Here is a 19,139-nt window from a genome sequence, read left to right as displayed (position 1 = left end):
ATTAGTCGGTTTTCAACTTTGCTGACATCCCACATCTCCCCTAATTGCTGATGCCTTTTTAATTTTGGCTCGTAACGTGTTTCTCTTCAGATAAGGCTAATTGAAGTGGACTCAACAATCGAAAAGATCTGAACCTTTCTGTTTCCTTTAAAATTGGCGAATGTAGGATAAACTCATCTACTCCGTGCTTTTCATGTAAATTTGCTAAGACTTCTTTTACATAAGAAGGAGTTCCAGCAATAATATCGGAATCCTGTTCTTCTATTTCGTAAGGCTCCCCAGACTGCTTCCCGAATATCTCTGCTTGCGCTAAGGTTTGGACCGTGACAGAACGACCGCTTTTGAGATGAACTTTCACAATCTTCCGGTCACCTGTTAACTGTTCTGCTTCTTGTTGTGAAGGAGCAGCAATCACTGAAACCGATACCTTAAAGCTACCAGTTGGATAGATACTTTGGTAAATGTGTGCAGCATCTTCAAGTACAGTCTCATTACTGTTGATAAATCGAGCAAATACATAAGCTATCCCAAGTTCGGCTGCTAACCTGGCACTGTCAGTACTTGCACCAAGCAGAAACATCTTAGGCTTTTCGGAAGGTAGCGGTGTCGCTTGAATGCCTGCAAGCGGGTGAGATTCATTAACTGAATTCTCGATTATTTCTTGCAGGAAAGATAACCGCTCTTCGAAATCTTTTCCATCATTCACAGTTCCAAACTGTAGCGCCTTCGTTGATAAGGGGAGCCCACCTGGTGCCTTTCCGATGCCAAGGTCTACCCTGCCTGGCGAAAGATTCGATAATACGTGAAAGTTTTCCGCCACTTTATATGGACTATAATGCTGAAGCATAACACCTCCGGACCCTACCCGAATCGACTTTGTCTGAGCTAATAAATAAGAAATCAAAACTTCCGGGGAAGACCCCGCCAGCTGTTCGGCATGATGATGTTCCGATACCCAGAAACGGGTATACCCCCACTCTTCTGCATGTTTAGCCAGATTAATGGTTTGCTGTAGTGCATCAAATGCTGAAGCCCCTGGAAATATCGGGCTCTGGTCTAAAATGCCAAGCTTATAACTCATATTCTCTCCTCCTATTTAATTCAAAGTTTACTTATGCGAATAATTATATTTTGACATATCCTATCACCTAAAACATGCTAATGGCAATGGTTTTACTAATAGAAAAAATTATTGTATTGATAGAAAATATCTATCAATTCGATTGTATTGGTAATTGCTGATGTTTTTTCTCAAATTTCCGAATTGATAAAAGAATGTCTTTCCATAATAAAGGGGATTCCACTCCATGATTTAAATGCGTCAGATAGATGTGCTGCTTTATCTTGATTAAATGTGACACATCCACTTCAACCAACGTACCTTGTTCTAACTCTTTTTTAATACATAAGTACGGTAAAAATCCGATACAGCTTCTGCTAAGAATTAGCGACTTCGCCACTTCCAGGTGATCAACCTGAAAATCAATGCGCGGCTCTACATTTGATACTTCAAAAATTTTATGAACGTGGTTCCAGTCAAGCGCACCACACTCAAAAAATACCAACGGCTCCATTGCTAATTCCTGTACTGTTAGCCCAGTTCGAAGTTGAAATGGATGTCCTGGATACACGACTAAACGAATCGAATTATCAAGGGTTTTGTAATTTTGCAGACCACTATGTGTAATATCCTTCATAAAGGCTATATCAACCTGTTTCTGAAGCAATTTTTCCATTAATGCATCATTTGTTGCTGAAATGAATTTAAAGCGTAAATTTGGGTTTTCCTTTTTCCATAGAGGAAGAGCAAATGGAATAAAGTATTGCGATGTAATGATATTAGCCCCTATCGTTATTTCCTCCAGTTCGCTTCCTGTCTTCAACTGCTGTTTCCCCTGGTGAAAGGTACGAATAATTTGATCCGCAAATGGAATGAAGGCTTTCCCTTTTTCGGTTAAAATAATCCCTCTTCCTTGCCTCTCAAATAGTACTGAATCGAGTTCACTCTCAAGCGTCTTAATTCTTGCCGAAACCGTTGGCTGTGATAAAAACATCGCCTCTGCGGCTTTATGAAAACTATTAAGGTGAACAACATACATAAACGCTTCAATATGATCAATATTCATCTTGCCAACTCCTTTTTCCAAAATGAACGCAAAAAGCTCCTGTTCGCTTATCGCGTTCAGGAGCTTTCGGTTGTCCAATCAGCCCATCCACTTATAATGATTCTTTCTCCGATTTTAATCTGATAAATCCAATAAGTAAAGTATAATTTAAACATCACAACAACGAATAGATCACATTTTTTTCCGTTATCTTACAATTTGATTTCAATACTATTTATGCAGATGAAAATTTCAGGATTCTAAGTAAATAAAACGAATAATCCCATTCTCTTTCTGCCCGCTTTTCAATCCTAAGTGTGCATCTTTTTTACAAAATAGAAAAGAACGGTCATCCTAATGGAGTAATTCCAAAAATGACAAAAGGAGAGAAACTACATGCCTCAACAACAAATTGATATCAATCAATTAAATCAAGCAAAAGCAAACGTTACCCTTACGCAAACCTTACTTTCACAAGCAATTGAAAAATCTTCCTCTGGTCCAACTTTGGCACAAGAAGCCATTAAACAAGCTGCTCAAGAAATTGCCCAAGCCCAATCTTCCGTAAATCAGGTTTACAATACAGTACAAGCTCAGCAAGCGGAATGATTTTGGGGATTATCTCGATTAATTGATTCAAAACAAGAATAAAGAGGCCTATATCCAAATCCAGGAATAGGCCTTTATATAACGAATGTATTTGTTGAATCCAAGCTTTTTCACCCCCACTTATTTAATGGCGGTATGCTTTGCGGGAACTTAAACGCATTGTATGGATCATACCTCGTTTTCACTACTCGAAGCCGTTTGAAATTTTCTCCATAATACGCAGCTGGTCAATCTTTAATGGTGTAACGATACGCCCGGTAAGCTTTGTTCTTTCCAAAAGATAGCCCCTTCCTCGGGCAACATCCTATGAAAAAAGCTGGCAAGAAGACATATTCCTAAGCTTATTGATTCATTCCCCCTGCTGGCCCCCCTTGTTACGGGGTCAAATTAGCTACACTCGTGAGTTTCGCTGTTTTACTCGTGAATTCAACGATTTTACCCGTGAGTTTCGCTGTTTTACTCGTGAATTCAACGACTTTACTCGCGAATTTCGCTGTTTTACTCGTGAATTCAACGACTTTACTCGTGAGTTTCGCTATTTTACTCGTGAATTCCACAATTGATCTACAAGGACAAAAAAGGCCCTTCTCGAATTAGAGAAGGGCTTTTTAATAGAATTTCTTATCCTGAAATCTCATCATCGGATTTAACGTCCAATGGTGTTCGTTTATCCATTTTCAGCAAGTAATAACTTGCTATTACCAAGGCTAGGAAAACGATCCCGACAACCAAGGAAATCCTTGTACTAGGATTGATCCACATACCTACCAGCACCATCAGCAAAAAGGCTATTGTTGCATAGTTACTGTAAGGGGCCAATGGCATTTTGAACGGATGTTTCTCCATTTCAGCGGCATTTACCTTTCTGAATTTAAGCTCACTGATCAGTAAGACAAACCATGGAATCATCCCGGGCAAAACACTCGCACTGTACACATAAAGGAATACTTGCGGCGGTGCAAGGTAATTCAGGATAACCCCGATGCCCAATCCTAATAATACAGCGATCGTGCAATATGCCGGCACTCCATTTTTAGATACTTTAGCAAAGACTTTCGGAGCTTGGCCATTCAATGCCAGTGTGTAAAGCATACGACCTGCACTGAAAATCCCACTGTTGCATCCAGACATTGCCGCAGTGATTACGACAAAATTGATGATGCCTGCTGCTGCTGTGATACCTATTTTAGCAAAGGTTGAAACGAATGGGCTGCCTAAGTCATCCAGTTGATCCCAAGGGAAGACTGTCACGATGACGAATATGGCACCAATATAGAAAATTAAAATGCGCCATATGATTGATTGGATCGCTTTTGTTACGGTCTTCGTTGGGTCTTTCGCTTCTCCGGCTGTGATGCCGATAAGCTCAACGCCTTGATAGGAAGCCACGACAAGCGAAAGCGCAAAGAAGAATCCTGTCCAGCCTCCCGTAAAGAAGCCGCCATTTTCCCAAAGATTCGATAATCCAATCGCATCCCCGCCATTCCCTATTCCAAAGAAGATAAGGCCTAGGCCGGCAACGATCATCAATATAATCGTTATGATTTTTATAAGTGCAAACCAGAATTCAAATTCCCCGAAGGATTTAACGGAAATGAGGTTGGCCGCTCCCAAGATGATCATGGCGACCACACCTGGTATCCAGGCCGGTAACTCCGGGAACCAATATTGCATATACAAGCCAACCGCAATGATTTCGGACATTCCGACGATTACCCATTGAAACCAATTGCTCCAAGCAGTCATATAACCTGCCAAAGGATGTATATAGCTGCTCGCAAAGGTTGCAAAAGAACCTGTAGTCGGTTCTAAATAAAGCATCTCACCCATGGAACGCATGATGAAAAATATAAAAATACCTGCGATGGCATAAGCAAGCATTACAGAGGGCCCTGTCCATTTGATCGTGCTCGCCGATCCCATGAATAACCCGACACCTATGGTTCCGCCCAAAGCTATCATTTGAATGTGACGTGCTTCCAGCCCTCTCTTTAATTCCTTGTTCGACATGTTTAACTCCCCCAGATGCAATATCGGTAATGCTTTTCTATCCTTACCACGAACTTATTAATTATTGCGGTTAAAAATGCTCTATCGAAAAAATATCAATAACACTTCATTTATGTTTTCTTATCTTATAATAGTAAATATTCTGTAAAAATACAATTGTATTTTTGAAATAAACAGTTGCCAAATATATCTTGGCAATTTTCCTAATCTAAAAATATAATTTTTAAAAAATGATGATCAATATTTTATAATAGTGATCATCCAAAAAAATAAATTTTTCAAGTACCTTAAAAATTAAGACCACTATTAAACTACAGATAATGCCTGTTTCATTTCAAAAAATTTGTTGACCTACCGAAAAATAGATGATAGAATTCCAATATTATTTTATAAGCATAATGAATGATCAAGCAGTGGAAAATTATCACTGGCTGACATTTCTTCACAACCGCATACAAGCAAGCGATGAATGCTATGGATGACACTATAGCAGGAGCAGCTTCTGGAGAGACTGTACAAGATGCAGCGCCGAAGGATTCACAATCTCAGGCAAAAGGACAGAAGAGTAACGAATGATAAAATTGTTATTCTGAACCCTTTAAGAGATTGGTATTATCCAATCTCTTTTTTTATTGTCCATTTTGTGGTTGGACTAAAAACAACAGCTTTAAAACCAATGGGAAAGGCAAGCTGGACGAAAAAATTACGTCCCTCTCTCCAAGACCATGCAGGTAAACTCATTCACTACCAAGACTATAAAAAGACGGGGGCGTAAGAATTGGCAAAACAAGAATTAAAAAGAGATTTAAAAAATAGACATGTACAACTGATCGCAATAGGAGGAACCATTGGCACCGGATTATTTTTAGGTTCCGGAAAAGCCATACAATTGGCAGGACCTTCTATATTATTTTCTTATCTGATAATAGGGATTGCCTTGTATTTTGTGATGAGGGCCCTGGGGGAATTGCTCTTATCCAATGCAGGGTATGCATCATTCACTGAATTTGCAACCGAATATGTCGGTCCATGGGCCGGCTTCGTAACAGGGTGGACATATTGGTTCTGTTGGATCATGACCGCAATGGCCGATATCATAGCTGTCGGCGTCTATATGCAATATTGGTTCGATATCCCTCAATGGATTCCGGCTCTAATATGCCTGGTCATTCTGTTAGGATTGAACCTTTTGACCGTTAAGTTATTTGGTGAATTGGAATTCTGGTTTGCCATCATTAAAGTAATCACGATCATCGCCTTGATCGTCGTGGGGATCATCCTTTTGATCATCGGCTTCAATACCAATAGCGGAACGGTTTCCCTAACGAACCTATGGAATCATGGGGGCATGTTCCCTAATGGCATTTCTGGATTCCTATTATCTTTACAGCTGGTCGTCTTCTCATTTGTCGGTGTCGAATTGGTCGGGGTTTCTGCAGCAGAAACGGCAAACCCGAGAAAGAACATTCCATCTGCCATCAATAAAATCCCTGTCCGGATTTTACTTTTCTATGTTGGTGCACTATTCGTCATTCTCTGCGTCAACCCATGGACACAACTGGATGCCACGAGCAGCCCATTTGTAGAGGTCTTTGCGTTAATCGGCATTCCTGTCGCTGCAGGGATCATCAACTTCGTCGTTTTGACATCCGCTGCTTCTGCATGCAACAGTGGTTTATTTTCAACGAGCCGAATACTTTATACGTTAAGCAGGAATGGCGAAGCCCCTGCTAAACTGGAAAAATTAAATAAACAGGCTGTTCCGAGCAATGCCTTATTAACATCCACAATCGTTGTATCAATAGGGGCATTATTAAGCAAACTGATACCTGAACAGGCATTTACCGTCGTGACGACCATCAGTGCCATCTGTTTCATATGGGTATGGAGCATTATCTTGATTTCCCATATCAAATATTCGAAAACAAGGCCTGACCTAAGAGCAAAATCGACTTTCAAGGCTCCTTTTACACCCTTTGTCAATTACGCCATATTAGGATTATTCCTGTTCATCCTTATTGTTATGCTATTCGCTGAAGCTACACGGCTATCACTGCTCTTGACCCCAATCTGGTTCATACTTTTGGTAATACTATATAACTCTAGGAAAAAATATAGCTAAAGGAAATAAAGCCTTGAACTCACTATGAATTCAAGGCTTTATCTGTTTTATGAACATATCATTGTTCGGCTGTCTGCGCACTGCTGCTAAAATATATCAGGCAACTGCATTAAATTTTATATCAAAATAGTGTAAGCTAATATATATTATCGGACCTTTTCGGTCAGGTATGAATTTTCCATCCGGTTCGGTTCACACATCCATCAGTGGCATTGAAGAATAAACCCCCATTGGTGGGCGTTTCACTTTATTTAAAACGGAGGGGGTTGTTTAATGAAGATTATATATATTCTTACACTAGTTCCTTTTATAGGCATACTGGGATTTCTACCTTTTGTTAATAAAATAGAACCATATGTATTAGGGATGCCTTTCAATATGTTCTGGATGGCTATGTGGGTGGTCCTTACCTCTGCCATACTCGGCATCATGTATAAGCTGGATCCCAGGAATCGGGAAGGTGACCAGGAATGAATATTGCTCTCTTAATCATTTTAGCATTTTTACTTCTATCGATATTTTTAGGAATACGCTCTTCAAAAGGAAAAGATATGGACTTGGAACAATGGACGGTGGGCGGACGCGGTTTTGGTGCGATATTCGTCTTTCTGCTGATGGCCGGGGAAATCTATACGACCTTCTCCTTCCTTGGCGGCAGCGGCTGGGCTTATGGCAAGGGCGCACCCGCTCTATATGTTCTAATTTACATTACCTTGTCTTACGTATTATCCTATTGGCTCCTGCCGGAAATATGGAGATACGCCAAAGAAAATAAACTGATGTCTCAATCCGATTTCTTTGTAAGCAAATATAAGAGTCCCGGTTTAGGAATTTTGGCTGCACTTGTCGGTGTGGTGTCGATGATTCCAGTGATCGTCGTGCAGCTGAAAGGATTGGGGATCATTGTCTCAGAAGCATCTTATGGTGCCATCTCTATGTCTGAGGCAGTTTGGATGGGGGCGATCAGCCTTACCATTTATGTGATGATCTCAGGTATACACGGTTCAGTTTGGACCGCGGTCATTAAAGATATCATGATGGTCGCCATAATAGGATTTTTGGGGATTTATCTGCCAATTCATTACTTTGGCGGATTTCAGCCGATGTTTGAAGCGGTTGATGCGGCCAAGCCAGGTTTTCTTAAGTTCCCAGATCAGGGACTTAGCGTATCATGGTTCATCTCCACAGTAATATTGCTCGTATTCGGTTTCTATATGTGGCCACAGGTTTTCAGCGCTGTTTATTCAGCACGCAGCGGCAAGGTATTTCGAAAGAACGCCATCATCAGCCCTTTATATACACTCATGCTGTTATTCGTCTTTTTCGTTGGGTTTACAGCTATATTGAAAGTGCCCGGACTCGTTGGGGCAGATGCAGACCTCTCATTGCTGCGCCTTTCGATCGAGACCTTTGATCCATGGTTTATAGGCATAATCGGCGGCGCTGGATTGTTGACCGCATTGGTGCCGGGATCCATGCTTTTGATGAGCGTCGCTACACTGCTCGCGAAAAACGTTTATAAGGAATTTGCACCTGCCGTATCCGATCGCCACATTGTACGATTGGCAAAGTTCCTTGTGCCAATCATTGCCCTTATAGCCGTCTACTTCACCTTAAACGGCGGCGAAACGATGTCGGCATTAATTCTTATGGGATACAGTCTCATCACACAGCTCTTCCCATCCCTTCTCTTTAGTCTGAAAAGGAATAATCCGATCAATAAATTTGGCGCAATCGCCGGCATCATTACCGGATTGGCCATCGTAATCTGCATTACACTCAGTCAATCGACAATAGGGACCTTGTTTCCATCCTTGCCGCAAGCAACAAAAGATTTGAATGTGGGAATCATTGCATTGGCAGTCAATTTCATTGTGATGATCACGGTGAGTATTGCTTTCAGAAAGCACGCAGTTCAGTTGGAACCTAAATCCGTTAACGATATATGAAGCAAATTTGAAACTGGTTATGGATCAATAAACATTGGAGGCTCAGTCAAAAGACTGAGCCTTACTTATTCTCGGCTTCCAAGTATAGTGCTTTTTCTCAATATTGTTTATGGGAAACCTCATTTTAGACTATTAATCTTTTCTGTTTATAAACAAATCCCCTATTTTAACTAATAAATACAACGAAAAAATAATCATCAAGGTTCTGGATACCACCAGACCATCAATAGCTAAATCATATCCGCCTCTTAATAAGACTTCCGGATTCGAACATAAAGTAATCGATATTACGAAAGCTATTAAAATCAGGATAACACCGAACTGAGATCTATTTGACATTAACATTCCGCCTCATATTATATATTTTCCAAATAACAGCATTGTTTTTAGGAATAATCTACATTCATTGTCTCTGGGGATGACTCAGTTGCATCAAAAATCCAAAATAAATAGCCGCCCTGATAAAGAATGACTATAATATGAAGCTTTCTCAGTAAAATGGATCGTATTGCTTGCGAGCCAACAAAAAAAACTCTCTTCAGAAGGTTCATGCCTTTATCCGTGAGTTAGGAGCAAATACTCGTGAGTTTCATGCTTTTACTCGTGAGTTTGGAGCAAATACTCGTGAATTTCATGCTTTTACTCGTGAATTCCGAGCAAATACTCGTGAATTGCTTTTACTCGTGAGTTTGGAGCAAATACTCGTGAGGTTCATGCCTTTACTCGTGAGTTCCGAGCAAATACTCGTGAATTTCATGCTTTTACTCGTGAGTTCCGAGCAAATACTCGTGAATTGCTTTTATTCGTGAGTTTGAAGCAAATACTCGTGAGGTTCATGCCCGTTAAAACTCATTTTCTTTTTACCCCGTACCTTCAGTAATCCACTAAAGCCTTCCTGCCATCATTCAATTCTTTGACCACTTTCTTATATTCCTGCAACTCTTGTTCCAGTTTTTGTTTTCTATTTACAATCATTCTCGTAACCTCTTTCGGGGAGGGCCCGCCTTGAATGCTTCTGATTTCCACAAAATATTCGGGAGAGATTATTTTTTTCCATTCATCTTCTGCTATGTTCACTGAAACGAATTCATTTATGATCTTGTTGATTTCTTGTGTGTCCCAATCATATAGCTCTTTCCCTTCACTAATCGACTTTTTTGCAATATGACTGGCTATCGAATGGGCTTTTCTAAAGGATATGTCGTAATCTCTTGATAGGGTATCCGCTAATTCAGTAACCGTTATACTGGATTTTGCGGCCATTTTCTTTGTATGTTCTTCATTTACTTTCAAAGTCGATATGACGGCATACATTAGTTTCATGACACGGCCTGCATTCGAAAAAGCGCGATATAAATGCGGCTGTAAATCATCTTCCGTATCGACGATATCACCAAATGGTGTATTGTGAATCATATTCATTGCAGCAAGTGCATCACCATACGCACTGCTTGCAATCGAACGGGAATGTTCAATGGAGACAGGATTCCTTTTTTGCGGCATGATGCTGCTTACTTGAACATAAGGGTCCGCCACGTGAAATGTACCAAACTCCCTTGTCACATGCTGCAGGAAATCTTGGATCCACCTTCCGGTATTGACCATGCACGTCATGATGGCAGTTGCGGTTTCCAATAAATAATCTGCCCCGCCTATCGAGTCATAGGAATTTTCAATCACCGAATCAAACCCAAGCAGTTCAGCCGTACGGTTCCGACTGATCGGAAAACCGGTGGTCGTTAAAGCGGCTGCACCCAAAGGGGATTGGTTAACCGTTTCATAGGCTGCCCATAACCGGCCAATATCCCTTTGAAGCACATCATAAATGGCTAAAAAGTAATGTCCTATTGTAGTCGGCTGAGCCGGTTGGGTATGCGTGTAACCTGTAATATAGGTTTCTGTATGTTTTTCAGCCTGCACCAAGAATGCTTCACTCAATTGGTTTGCATAGCCAACCAATTGGAGCAGATGACCTCTCAAAACAAGCCGGTACATCGCAACCCCCATATCATTACGACTGCGGCCGATATGAATCTTCCCTGCAAGTTCATGGCCGATTTCCTCACCGATCTTTGCCTCCATCATGAAGAATAAGTCTTCGAATTGGGGCTGATAGGTCAACTGCGCGAGATCTGTTTGGGCCACTTTCCGAATCCCATCAAGCATGGTTTTCGCCTCTTCATCTTTAATGATCTTTTGTTCCGAAAGCATGATGACATGTGCCCGATGAATATCGAACATTGCATCAAATAAGTAATCTCTTTGATCATTAAAAACAGGCATCAGAAGCTCTCTAGCATAGGTTTTTCCTGGAAAGACACTACCTTCATTTTTGATAAATTCTTCAAGCCTGCTCATCTTTGAACCTCCGATTTATAAAGCTTTTTCCGCTTTGATTCCAAAAAACTTGTTCGAAATAAAGAGAACGATTACAATCAGCGTGATTTGAATCATCCCATAGGCAGCGGCCTGCCCCATATTGAACATCCGAAGCTGATTCATGATTTCAATGGATATGGGCCTGTTTGAAATCGTGTACAACAGGACCGAGGTCGGGAATTCCCCCACAGATTCGATAAATGCCAATAATGTCCCTGATAAAACACCAGGCATAATAATCGGAAATATGACCCTTCTGAAAGTATAAAACCACTTAGCCCCCAAGTTTCTGGCTGCTTCCTCAATCGAATCATCCAGCTGCTCCAGAACGGCATTAGTCGACCGGACAACGAGTGGAATATGCCTGATGAAATAGGCAAGCGGCAAAATCCAAAATGTTCCTACCAAGATTTGACCGAAAGAAAAAACGCTAGGTTCATTGAATGCGAATATCAAGTTCATCCCTATGACCGTTGCAGGCAACGCCCAAGGAATCATGACTAGAATATCGACAAAGCTTTTCCCGACGAATTTCCGTTTGACAAGTACATAAGACGCTATGACCCCAAACACCAGATTTGCCAACGTTGCAATAACCGCCATCAGTAAACTATTTCGTAACGGTTTGAAGATATTAGGGTCTTCAAACAAAAGCCTGTAATTTTCCACATTAAATACTGTGGGATACGTTTGAAATGTCCAGGTTCCATCTGGCACAAGTGAAAGCAACAGAATCGTAAAGTGCGGTAAAAGCAGAATCATTACGCCGATGATACCAGTTAGGACCATCACCCATTTTATAAATGGGTTCCTCACTTCACTCCTGTGTGCGCCTATTCCTTTCGAAGCCATGCGATAATCCTTCCTATTCTGATACCAACGCATGAATAATAGAAATGAAATCGAAACGATGGATAGGATGACGGATTGAGTAGCGGCAATTTCCATATCACCATTGATTTTTGAAAAATAAATTTGCAGGCTTAACACCCTGTATCCGCCAGCTAATAAAAACGGGGCACTGAAAGAAGCCATCGATATCATGAAAACAAGTAAAGAGGCGGCAACGATGGCAGGTGTCAATAATGGAAATGTCACCTTCCAAAAAACCTTTAATTTATTTGCGCCTAAGTTATAAGCGGCTTCTTCAAGTGATGGATCTATTTTATTAATTGCAGCGGATACGGTCATATAAAAATAAACATACATCGTATAGGCATGCACGATAAGAATTCCCGATACCCCGCCAATCTTGAATGGAACCTTATCGAGGCCAAACAGGTCCTTGATGGCATTTGGAATCAATCCCGATTCTCCATATAAAAACATAAAGGCCATGACCCCTACCAATGATGGAAGGACAATCGGCAAAATCGCTGCTGATGAGAAGAAGCTTCTGCCGGGAAAATCGTAACGGTTAAAAATGAATGCGAGCGGTATGCCAATCAAGGCACTGACCAATACACTCAATAAGGATATATAAACAGAATTCCAAAGAGCCTCTAAGTTCGTTTTCGATTCCTGTACGAAGAAGTCCTGATAATTTCCAAGGGATATCGATCCGTCTTTTTGCAGACTTTCAACAAAGGTCCTCAATGACGGGTAGAGTACATATGCTATGAGCACCAATACAACTGGTATAAGGAGCCAAACCGTCAATCTCGTATCACGATTTTTAATCATGGCGCATCACCGCTTATGACAGGGATAAGACGCAGCTGTTTCTCGGGAAGCTGGACATACACTTCCTTTCCTTGATAAAAGTATCCAAAATCATGGGTGTTAAATACGTCGACCCTTAGTAACACGTCTTGAACATCCACCATGACATTCACAACAGATCCAAAGAATTGGACGGAATTTATTTTACCTTTAAAGATATTCATTCCTTCTTCGGTCACATCCAGAATCCTGATTGCCTCAGGACGAATCGAAACAGCAAGGTCAGCATCACTCTGTATGATCGAAATTCCGTCCCTAGCTTGATTTTCCACATTCAATTTAATCGGTTGTTCACTATTCTTAAGGGCAACCTCTATATTATCTTGATGAACTTTTTCAACTTGAACGGGCAAAAGATTAATTTCGCCTATAAAACTCGCCACAAAATCATTAGCCGGCCGATTATAAATTTCTGTTGGCGTCCCGACCTGGTGACATACACCATAATTGAACACAGCGATTCGATCACTCATGGATAATGCCTCTGCCTGATCATGTGTGACATAAATGGTGGTAATCTTATAATCACGCTGCAGCCTTAAGATTTCCACTCTCATTTCATCACGAAGCTTGGCATCCAGATTACTTAATGGTTCATCCAGCAGTAATATTTCCGGTTCAATGACCAGTGCTCGCGCAAGGGCCACCCTCTGCTGCTGTCCTCCGCTTAACTGGCTCACTTGACGATTCGAGTAGCTCTCAAGCCTGACCTTTTGGAGGGCATCCAGCACTCTCTTCTTTAAGTCAGCAGAAGAAACCTTTCTCACACGCAAGCCAAACGCTACATTTTCAAAAACAGTCATATGGGGAAAGAGGGCATAGTTTTGAAAAACCATGCCTGTATTTCTTTTCTCCGGAGGTACACGCGTCATATCTTTGTCGCCAAATCGGACGACACCTTTAGTTGGATAATAAAAACCGGCTATCATCCGAAGTGTTGTCGTTTTACCGCAGCCGCTTGGACCAAGAAAGGTAAAAAACTCACCTTCTTTGATGTCCAGATTTAACTGGTCAACAGCTATCGTTTTCCCGAAGGCTTTTTGGACATTCTCTATTTTTATTGACGCCATCCCAACGACACTTCCTTATTCTTTAATTTCTTTATCTCCACTTTTAATATTTTCGTCCCAGTATTTCATCCACTCGTCACCTTTTTCCTGGAATGCATTCCAATCAATTTCCATCGCTTTAATTTCGGTTTCCGTGATCCATTCAGGTAAACCCTTCACATCACTTCTGGTCGGAATCCTGTAAAATTCTTCTGCTAATGTTTTTGCGGCTTCTGGTGAATTCACGAACTCATAAAAGGCTTCAGCCGCTTTGGGATGCTTGGCACCTTCAACGATGGCGATACCTTCCGTCAATACTGGCGTTCCGCTTTCTGGAATGACGAACTCAAATGGATAATTTTTATTTTCTTTCAGCATGACGACATCCGGCATTGCCCAAACGGAAAGTGAGCCCTCTCCTTTGGCTACCTTGTTATACATCATTTCAGGATTCGCTGAATATTCCTTCGTGTTTTGGTCGAGCTTCTTTAACCAGTCATACCCTTCTTTCGGATCATTTGTATCCTTATACGTACGATAGATCATCGCAGAAAAAATTGTCCTCATCGTTCCGGAGGCTAACGGATAGCGGATGATGATTTCGTCTTTCCATTTCGGATCAAGCAGCTCATCCCAATCTTTCGGTACCTCGTCTTTTGATAATTCTTTGCTGTTATACATGATGACTTCCGGTGTCTGGCTCGTTCCTGTCCAATACCATTCCGGGTCGCGGAATCCTTCATCGAGACTATCGGAATAGCTAGGCTTATAAGCGGCCAGCAGCCCATCATCCTTTGCTTGATTGAAGTTCGTGGAAGGTGCCCCCCACCAAACGTCTGCCTGCGGATTACTTTTCTCTGAACGAACACGGTCAAGGATTTCCTGAGACCCCATATCAAGCCACTCAACATCAATACCATACTTACCTTCGAACTGCTTTTCGAATTTTGATAAAATATCTTTGCCATGCGGCGAATAAACAACGATTTTATCTTCGAGCTCACCCTTTTCGCCAGCATCCGAATTCGTTTTCGTATCTGTACCGTTACACCCCGAAATTAATAGTGCTGCCGATAAGGTCAGTACTGAAACAAGCGACTTTTTCCTATTTTTCATTAATATTCCCCCTCATCACGAAAATTCAAAATGCCATCATGTTCCCTTAAGAAAAGGGAAACCGCTCCAAGCACCCCTGCGTTTTCTCCCAGTTGTGAAGTTTTCATTTCTACTAAACTTGGAAGATATCGATCAACGACCTCCCGAATTCTAGGTAAAATGTATTCAGCAGAATTTAATACACCACCTCCTAAAATGATCACTTCCGGATTTAGCAAACTAGCCGCATTGACAATTCCGCAGGCTAAATGTTCAATGGCTTCATTTATGATGGCCATAGCTGCCGTGTCTCCTTTTTTTGCTGCCAAAAAAGCATCCTCCCCCGATAGTTCGGAAGATTTGGCCCGTTCGAATAAAAAATGGTGAGGGTCCTTGAGGACCTCCCTGGTGAAATGACCGCCAATCGACTTGCCTCCTGCGACACTTTCCAAATAGCCGTATCTATGGAAAATCGGCTTGAATTCACGTTTTATATCCTCTTTGTCCGTCACCATATATCCCATTTCCCCAGCGGCACTGGAAGCTCCTCTGTATAACTGGTTATTCAAGATGATGCCGCTTCCGATTCCCGTGCCAACCGCAATGAACAGCAAATTCCGCTTATTTTGTGCATTCCCCAGCCACTGTTCACCTAGTGCAGCCGCGTTTACATCATTGTCAAGAAAGATGGGGAAATCAAAATAACGCTTCGCTTCTGCTATAAATGGATATTGCACCCAGCCTAAACTCGGTGCCTCTATTACTAATCCGCTTGCCGTTTGCGTAATGCCAGGGATCCCGACTCCCATCCCCAATATCCTTTCCTTCGCAATCTGATTCTTTGCAATTAACCGCTCCGTTTCAATCGCCATTTGTTTAAGAAGCCCTGAATTTAAATAAGTGTTTGTTGAAAAACTAGTGTCAGCAAGGATGTTGCCGCTTAAATCGCTTAAAACGATTTTCACTTTCGTCCCGCCTATATCGACACCGATGATATAGGCGGCCTTTTCATTAAAAAAGAGCTGGATGGGCCTCCTCCCGCCTTGAGATGAGGATACTCCTATTCCTTTCTCGAATACCCATTTCTCCTGTATAAGTTCATCCACAGCCTGAGAAACAGTTGGTTTACTTAGCTGAAGCTTAACGGCGATTTCAGCTCTTGAAATGGGTGAACATTCTTGGATGCATTGAATGATTCTTTTTTTATTTACATATTTTTGATGACTGGGTGTCCTTTTAAAACTCATCACATCACGGCCTTACATTATTTAGTTAGTAAATCTTCCTAATTAAGTAAAAATATAACTTAAATGATTTCAACGCACAATACTTTTTCGTAATATTTAAAATGTTCAATTTTTAATAGTTACTTCGCATTATTTACATTTATAACCATTAGTGCTATTTATTAGATAGGTTTTTTTGTCTGGTTAGTTAGAAAGCATTACTAACCTACATTTTTTTAGGTGTTTAATAAAAGTTGAAGGGGGTTAAAAGAAGAATGAAAAAAGCTTTGTTATCGTTGCTTTCCCTTTTGTTGGTTCTTGCGTCATTGCCGCTTGGAGGCAGCGCTGCAAATCCTGATGAAACCAACGTTGAATTATGGAATGCGGTCAAGCCGCTCGAAACGACTGTGACATTCTTGAACAGCGGTGCCCATCCCGATGATGAACGCAGTGACTTTCTCGCTTATCTATCGAGAGGGTTAGGGGTGAAAACATCCAGCCTGATTGCAAACCGTGGTGAGGGAGGACAAAATGAAATTGGGGATGAACTGGATAACGCTCTTGGAATCATCCGTTCGAGGGAAATGATAGAAGCTGCAAAAATCACCGGGGTTAAAGCCTATCATCTAAGTGAAACCACCTCTGATCCCATTTATGATTTCGGTTTCTCTAAAACACCAGAGGAAACATTACAAAAATGGGGCGAGGAACTCACATATGAACGGCTTATCCGCTTTATTCGGACGTATCAGCCAGATATATTGATGCCATCCTTTCAAAATGATGATACCCAGCATGGACATCATCGAACAATGACAATCCTAAGTGAACGTGCCTTTACGGATGCCGCCGACCCAACTGTGTTTCCACAACAATTGAAACAAGGTCTATCGGTATGGCAAGTGAAAAAGTTATATTTGCCCGTTTCCTCGGCAGATCAAGCAACCACTTCGATAGAAATCGGTAAATATGACCCAATATACAAAATGACTTACCCACAGCTTGGAGAACAATCCCGCTATCTGCACAAAAGCCAAGGCATGGGTTCTGATATCCCTGCAGCACCACGCCAGATCCATTTGGATTTGAAGCAAAGCGCGGTTGATACAAAAAGCGAGTCGGACCTTTTTGCAGGTGTACCTTACAATTTTACTGAATGGGCTGAAAAACTCCCTCGCTCAGCTTCAAAATTAAAAGGTGAATTTAAATACCTGCAACGGAATCTGAACGCTGTTATTGAGGCTTATCCCCATGCAAAACGTGTTTTTTCAACATCCCAAAAAGCTCTTTCCAAGGTTCGTTCAATGACTGCGCAAGTCAAAAAGGCAAAGCTAAGCCCTGCCATCAAAAACGACTTGCTTCATAAGCTCTCATTAAAAGAAGAGCAATTGCAAAACGTCAGTTATGTCTCCTCAGGGCTCGAGGTTCAAGCTAAAGCAGCTTCAAAGATTCTTACGAAAGGTCAAAATACGTACGTAACCATAACCATGAAGAATAACGGGAAACAAACATTGAAAAAAGTCGCTGCTGCATTGAACGTGCCTAAAGGATGGAAGACAAAAACAAAATCAAAAGATGTCAATCTGGCACCTAATAAATCAGCGACAATGACCTACCTGGTTGAAGTCCCTGAAGATGCAGCTTATTACCATGCCTATGATGAATCAACCATTACGACCAGCATTTCTTATAAATACGGGAGCACAAAAACTTCCATCAAGGAAGAATTGGATGGAACGATCGCCGTCCTTCCCGACGTTGGCCTTACCTTAACTCCTGAAGATATCGTCGTAAATACAGCAGATGTAAGAGAGGAAATCCCAGTGACGGTGACCTTGAAAAATTATACAGAAGGAAAAGCATCAGCAAAGGTCGCTTTAAAAGTCCCTGAAAATTGGGGAGTTCATCCCCAAAATGCCACTGTATCATTTAATGAAAAATCAGAAGAAAAACAAGTGAAGTTCACCCTCAGACCACCGAAGGCCATCCAAAAAGGTGAATATCAGGTGAAGGCTGCAGCCACTGTCAATGGGAAAACCTTTGATTCGACCATTCAGGAGATTTCCTATGACCATATCGGAACATTCTATTACCAATACCCAGCAGCTATCAATACCGTTGCATTTGAGCTTTTGAAGCCAGCTTCATTAAAAGTGGGGTACATTGAAAGCGGATTCGATAAAGTGGCAGATTACTTAAGCAATGCAGGGCTGAACATTACGAAGTTAACTGCAGCTGATTTAGCTGAAGGTGATTTAAGTCAATATGACACGATCGTTACAGGCATCCGTGCCTATCTATCGAGGGAAGATTTAAAGGCAAATAACGGGCGCTTACTTGAGTATGTGGAAAACGGCGGACATCTCGTCGTGCAATACCATAAACCGGGTGATGGATGGGATGCCTTGAAGACGGCTCCATATTCTCTTACCCTCGGGAATCCTTCGATTCGCTGGCGGGTAACCGATGAAAAAGCCACAGTAAACGTGTCGAAACCAGAATCGGCGCTTTTTACCTATCCAAATAAAATAACAAATGATGACTGGAGCAATTGGGTCCAAGAAAGAGGATTGTATTTCCCAATGGAATGGGATGAACGGTATGAAACATTCATTTCCATGGCAGATCCGAATGAAGAACCATTTGATGGCGGTATCCTTATGGCTAAGTATGGTAATGGCACCTACCTCTACACCAACCTTGTCCTATACAGGCAAATTCAAGGCCAGGTTCCAGGCGGATATCGAATCATGACCAACTTGATTAGTTACGGTGCCAAATAAGTAAAAAGAAACCTATGCATGTGTTGAATGCATAGGTTTCTTTTCTGTGACGTTTGGCCGATTGAAGCTGATATGAATAAAAACATCTCC

Annotated in this window: 16 protein-coding genes, 1 pseudogene and 1 riboswitch; of the genes and pseudogenes, 7 read left to right on the top strand and 10 right to left on the bottom strand. The window is 41.5% G+C overall.

All coding sequences use genetic code 11. The annotated features are described in order from the left end of the window. Positions 1 to 58: 58 nt before the first annotated feature. Both MHB45_RS00925 and MHB45_RS00920 read right to left on the bottom strand, forming a co-directional pair. Positions 59 to 1,081 (bottom strand): LLM class flavin-dependent oxidoreductase, encoded by a 1,023-nt coding sequence (locus MHB45_RS00925; protein ID WP_048678982.1) that lies wholly within the window; start codon positions 1,079 to 1,081, stop codon positions 59 to 61. A gap of 133 nt (positions 1,082 to 1,214) precedes the next feature. Beyond that, the gene (locus MHB45_RS00920) at positions 1,215 to 2,126 is read right to left on the bottom strand and encodes a LysR family transcriptional regulator (RefSeq protein WP_048679107.1); all 912 of its coding nucleotides are present in this window, start codon (positions 2,124 to 2,126) and stop codon (positions 1,215 to 1,217) included. 375 nt (positions 2,127 to 2,501) lie between these two features. Here MHB45_RS00920 and MHB45_RS00915 point away from each other — a divergent pair, with 375 nt between their 5' ends. Further along, a complete protein-coding gene (locus tag MHB45_RS00915) occupies positions 2,502 to 2,714 on the top strand; it encodes a hypothetical protein (RefSeq protein WP_072272381.1) in 213 nt (70 codons plus the stop codon). Between the two features lie 110 nt (positions 2,715 to 2,824). Here MHB45_RS00915 and MHB45_RS00910 read toward each other — a convergent pair. Further along, a pseudogene (locus tag MHB45_RS00910) lies at positions 2,825 to 2,941 on the bottom strand (BBE domain-containing protein); the annotation flags it as partial. A gap of 193 nt (positions 2,942 to 3,134) precedes the next feature. On the opposite strand from MHB45_RS00910, the gene MHB45_RS00905 reads away from it, so the two are divergent. Next, positions 3,135 to 3,311, top strand: a complete 177-nt coding sequence (locus tag MHB45_RS00905) for a hypothetical protein (RefSeq protein ID WP_340907194.1) — start codon at positions 3,135 to 3,137, stop codon at positions 3,309 to 3,311. 24 nt (positions 3,312 to 3,335) lie between these two features. Here the strand turns inward: MHB45_RS00905 and MHB45_RS00900 are convergent, their stop codons facing one another. Next, entirely contained in the window at positions 3,336 to 4,724 is a 1,389-nt protein-coding gene (locus tag MHB45_RS00900; RefSeq protein WP_048685221.1) for an amino acid permease, read from the bottom strand. Between the two features lie 492 nt (positions 4,725 to 5,216). Then, positions 5,217 to 5,295: riboswitch (glycine riboswitch) on the top strand. A gap of 207 nt (positions 5,296 to 5,502) precedes the next feature. Here MHB45_RS00900 and MHB45_RS00895 point away from each other — a divergent pair. From MHB45_RS00895 to MHB45_RS00885, 3 genes are all read left to right on the top strand, one after another. Further along, on the top strand, positions 5,503 to 6,846 hold the full coding sequence (locus tag MHB45_RS00895; RefSeq protein WP_340907193.1) for an amino acid permease: 1,344 nt from the start codon (positions 5,503 to 5,505) through the stop codon (positions 6,844 to 6,846). A 273-nt stretch (positions 6,847 to 7,119) separates the two neighbouring features. Beyond that, positions 7,120 to 7,320: a DUF3311 domain-containing protein gene (locus tag MHB45_RS00890; protein ID WP_048685209.1), complete on the top strand. Its 201-nt coding sequence runs from the start codon at positions 7,120 to 7,122 to the stop codon at positions 7,318 to 7,320. Further along, complete coding sequence (locus tag MHB45_RS00885) at positions 7,317 to 8,795, top strand: sodium:solute symporter family protein (RefSeq protein WP_072272378.1); 1,479 nt, start codon at positions 7,317 to 7,319, stop codon at positions 8,793 to 8,795. The genes MHB45_RS00890 and MHB45_RS00885 overlap by 4 nt, the downstream gene beginning before the upstream one ends. A 132-nt stretch (positions 8,796 to 8,927) precedes the next feature. Here MHB45_RS00885 and MHB45_RS00880 read toward each other — a convergent pair whose 3' ends face one another. After that, the gene (locus tag MHB45_RS00880; RefSeq protein WP_237766584.1) at positions 8,928 to 9,134 is read right to left on the bottom strand and encodes a hypothetical protein; all 207 of its coding nucleotides are present in this window, start codon (positions 9,132 to 9,134) and stop codon (positions 8,928 to 8,930) included. Between the two features lie 173 nt (positions 9,135 to 9,307). Here MHB45_RS00880 and MHB45_RS00875 point away from each other — a divergent pair, with 173 nt between their 5' ends. Beyond that, entirely contained in the window at positions 9,308 to 9,604 is a 297-nt protein-coding gene (locus MHB45_RS00875) for a hypothetical protein (protein ID WP_142953047.1), read from the top strand. Positions 9,605 to 9,668: 64 nt separating this feature from the next. Here MHB45_RS00875 and argH read toward each other — a convergent pair whose 3' ends face one another. From argH to MHB45_RS00850, 5 genes are read right to left on the bottom strand one after another with little or no spacing between them, the layout of a single operon-like run. Next, positions 9,669 to 11,153: an argininosuccinate lyase gene (gene argH / locus MHB45_RS00870; RefSeq protein WP_072272376.1), complete on the bottom strand. Its 1,485-nt coding sequence runs from the start codon at positions 11,151 to 11,153 to the stop codon at positions 9,669 to 9,671. A 15-nt stretch (positions 11,154 to 11,168) separates the two neighbouring features. After that, positions 11,169 to 12,857: an ABC transporter permease gene (locus MHB45_RS00865; protein WP_072272375.1), complete on the bottom strand. Its 1,689-nt coding sequence runs from the start codon at positions 12,855 to 12,857 to the stop codon at positions 11,169 to 11,171. Beyond that, positions 12,854 to 13,966: an ABC transporter ATP-binding protein gene (locus MHB45_RS00860; RefSeq protein WP_048685194.1), complete on the bottom strand. Its 1,113-nt coding sequence runs from the start codon at positions 13,964 to 13,966 to the stop codon at positions 12,854 to 12,856. The genes MHB45_RS00865 and MHB45_RS00860 overlap by 4 nt, the downstream gene beginning before the upstream one ends. 15 nt (positions 13,967 to 13,981) lie before the next feature. Beyond that, the gene (locus tag MHB45_RS00855; protein WP_048685192.1) at positions 13,982 to 15,061 is read right to left on the bottom strand and encodes an extracellular solute-binding protein; all 1,080 of its coding nucleotides are present in this window, start codon (positions 15,059 to 15,061) and stop codon (positions 13,982 to 13,984) included. Then, positions 15,061 to 16,287: an ROK family transcriptional regulator gene (locus MHB45_RS00850; protein WP_048685189.1), complete on the bottom strand. Its 1,227-nt coding sequence runs from the start codon at positions 16,285 to 16,287 to the stop codon at positions 15,061 to 15,063. Before MHB45_RS00850 ends, MHB45_RS00855 begins: the two co-directional genes overlap by 1 nt. Positions 16,288 to 16,541: 254 nt before the next feature. Here MHB45_RS00850 and MHB45_RS00845 point away from each other — a divergent pair, with 254 nt between their 5' ends. Next, complete coding sequence (locus MHB45_RS00845) at positions 16,542 to 19,049, top strand: NEW3 domain-containing protein (protein WP_048685186.1); 2,508 nt, start codon at positions 16,542 to 16,544, stop codon at positions 19,047 to 19,049. Positions 19,050 to 19,139 lie beyond the last annotated feature (90 nt).

This window comes from Peribacillus sp. FSL K6-5616 (genome assembly GCF_038008245.1).
Taxonomy (GTDB): Bacteria; Bacillota; Bacilli; order Bacillales; family DSM-1321; genus Peribacillus; species Peribacillus frigoritolerans.
The sequence above is the reverse complement of the archived record's forward strand: the minus strand, read 5'-3'. Positions and strand labels throughout refer to the sequence as shown.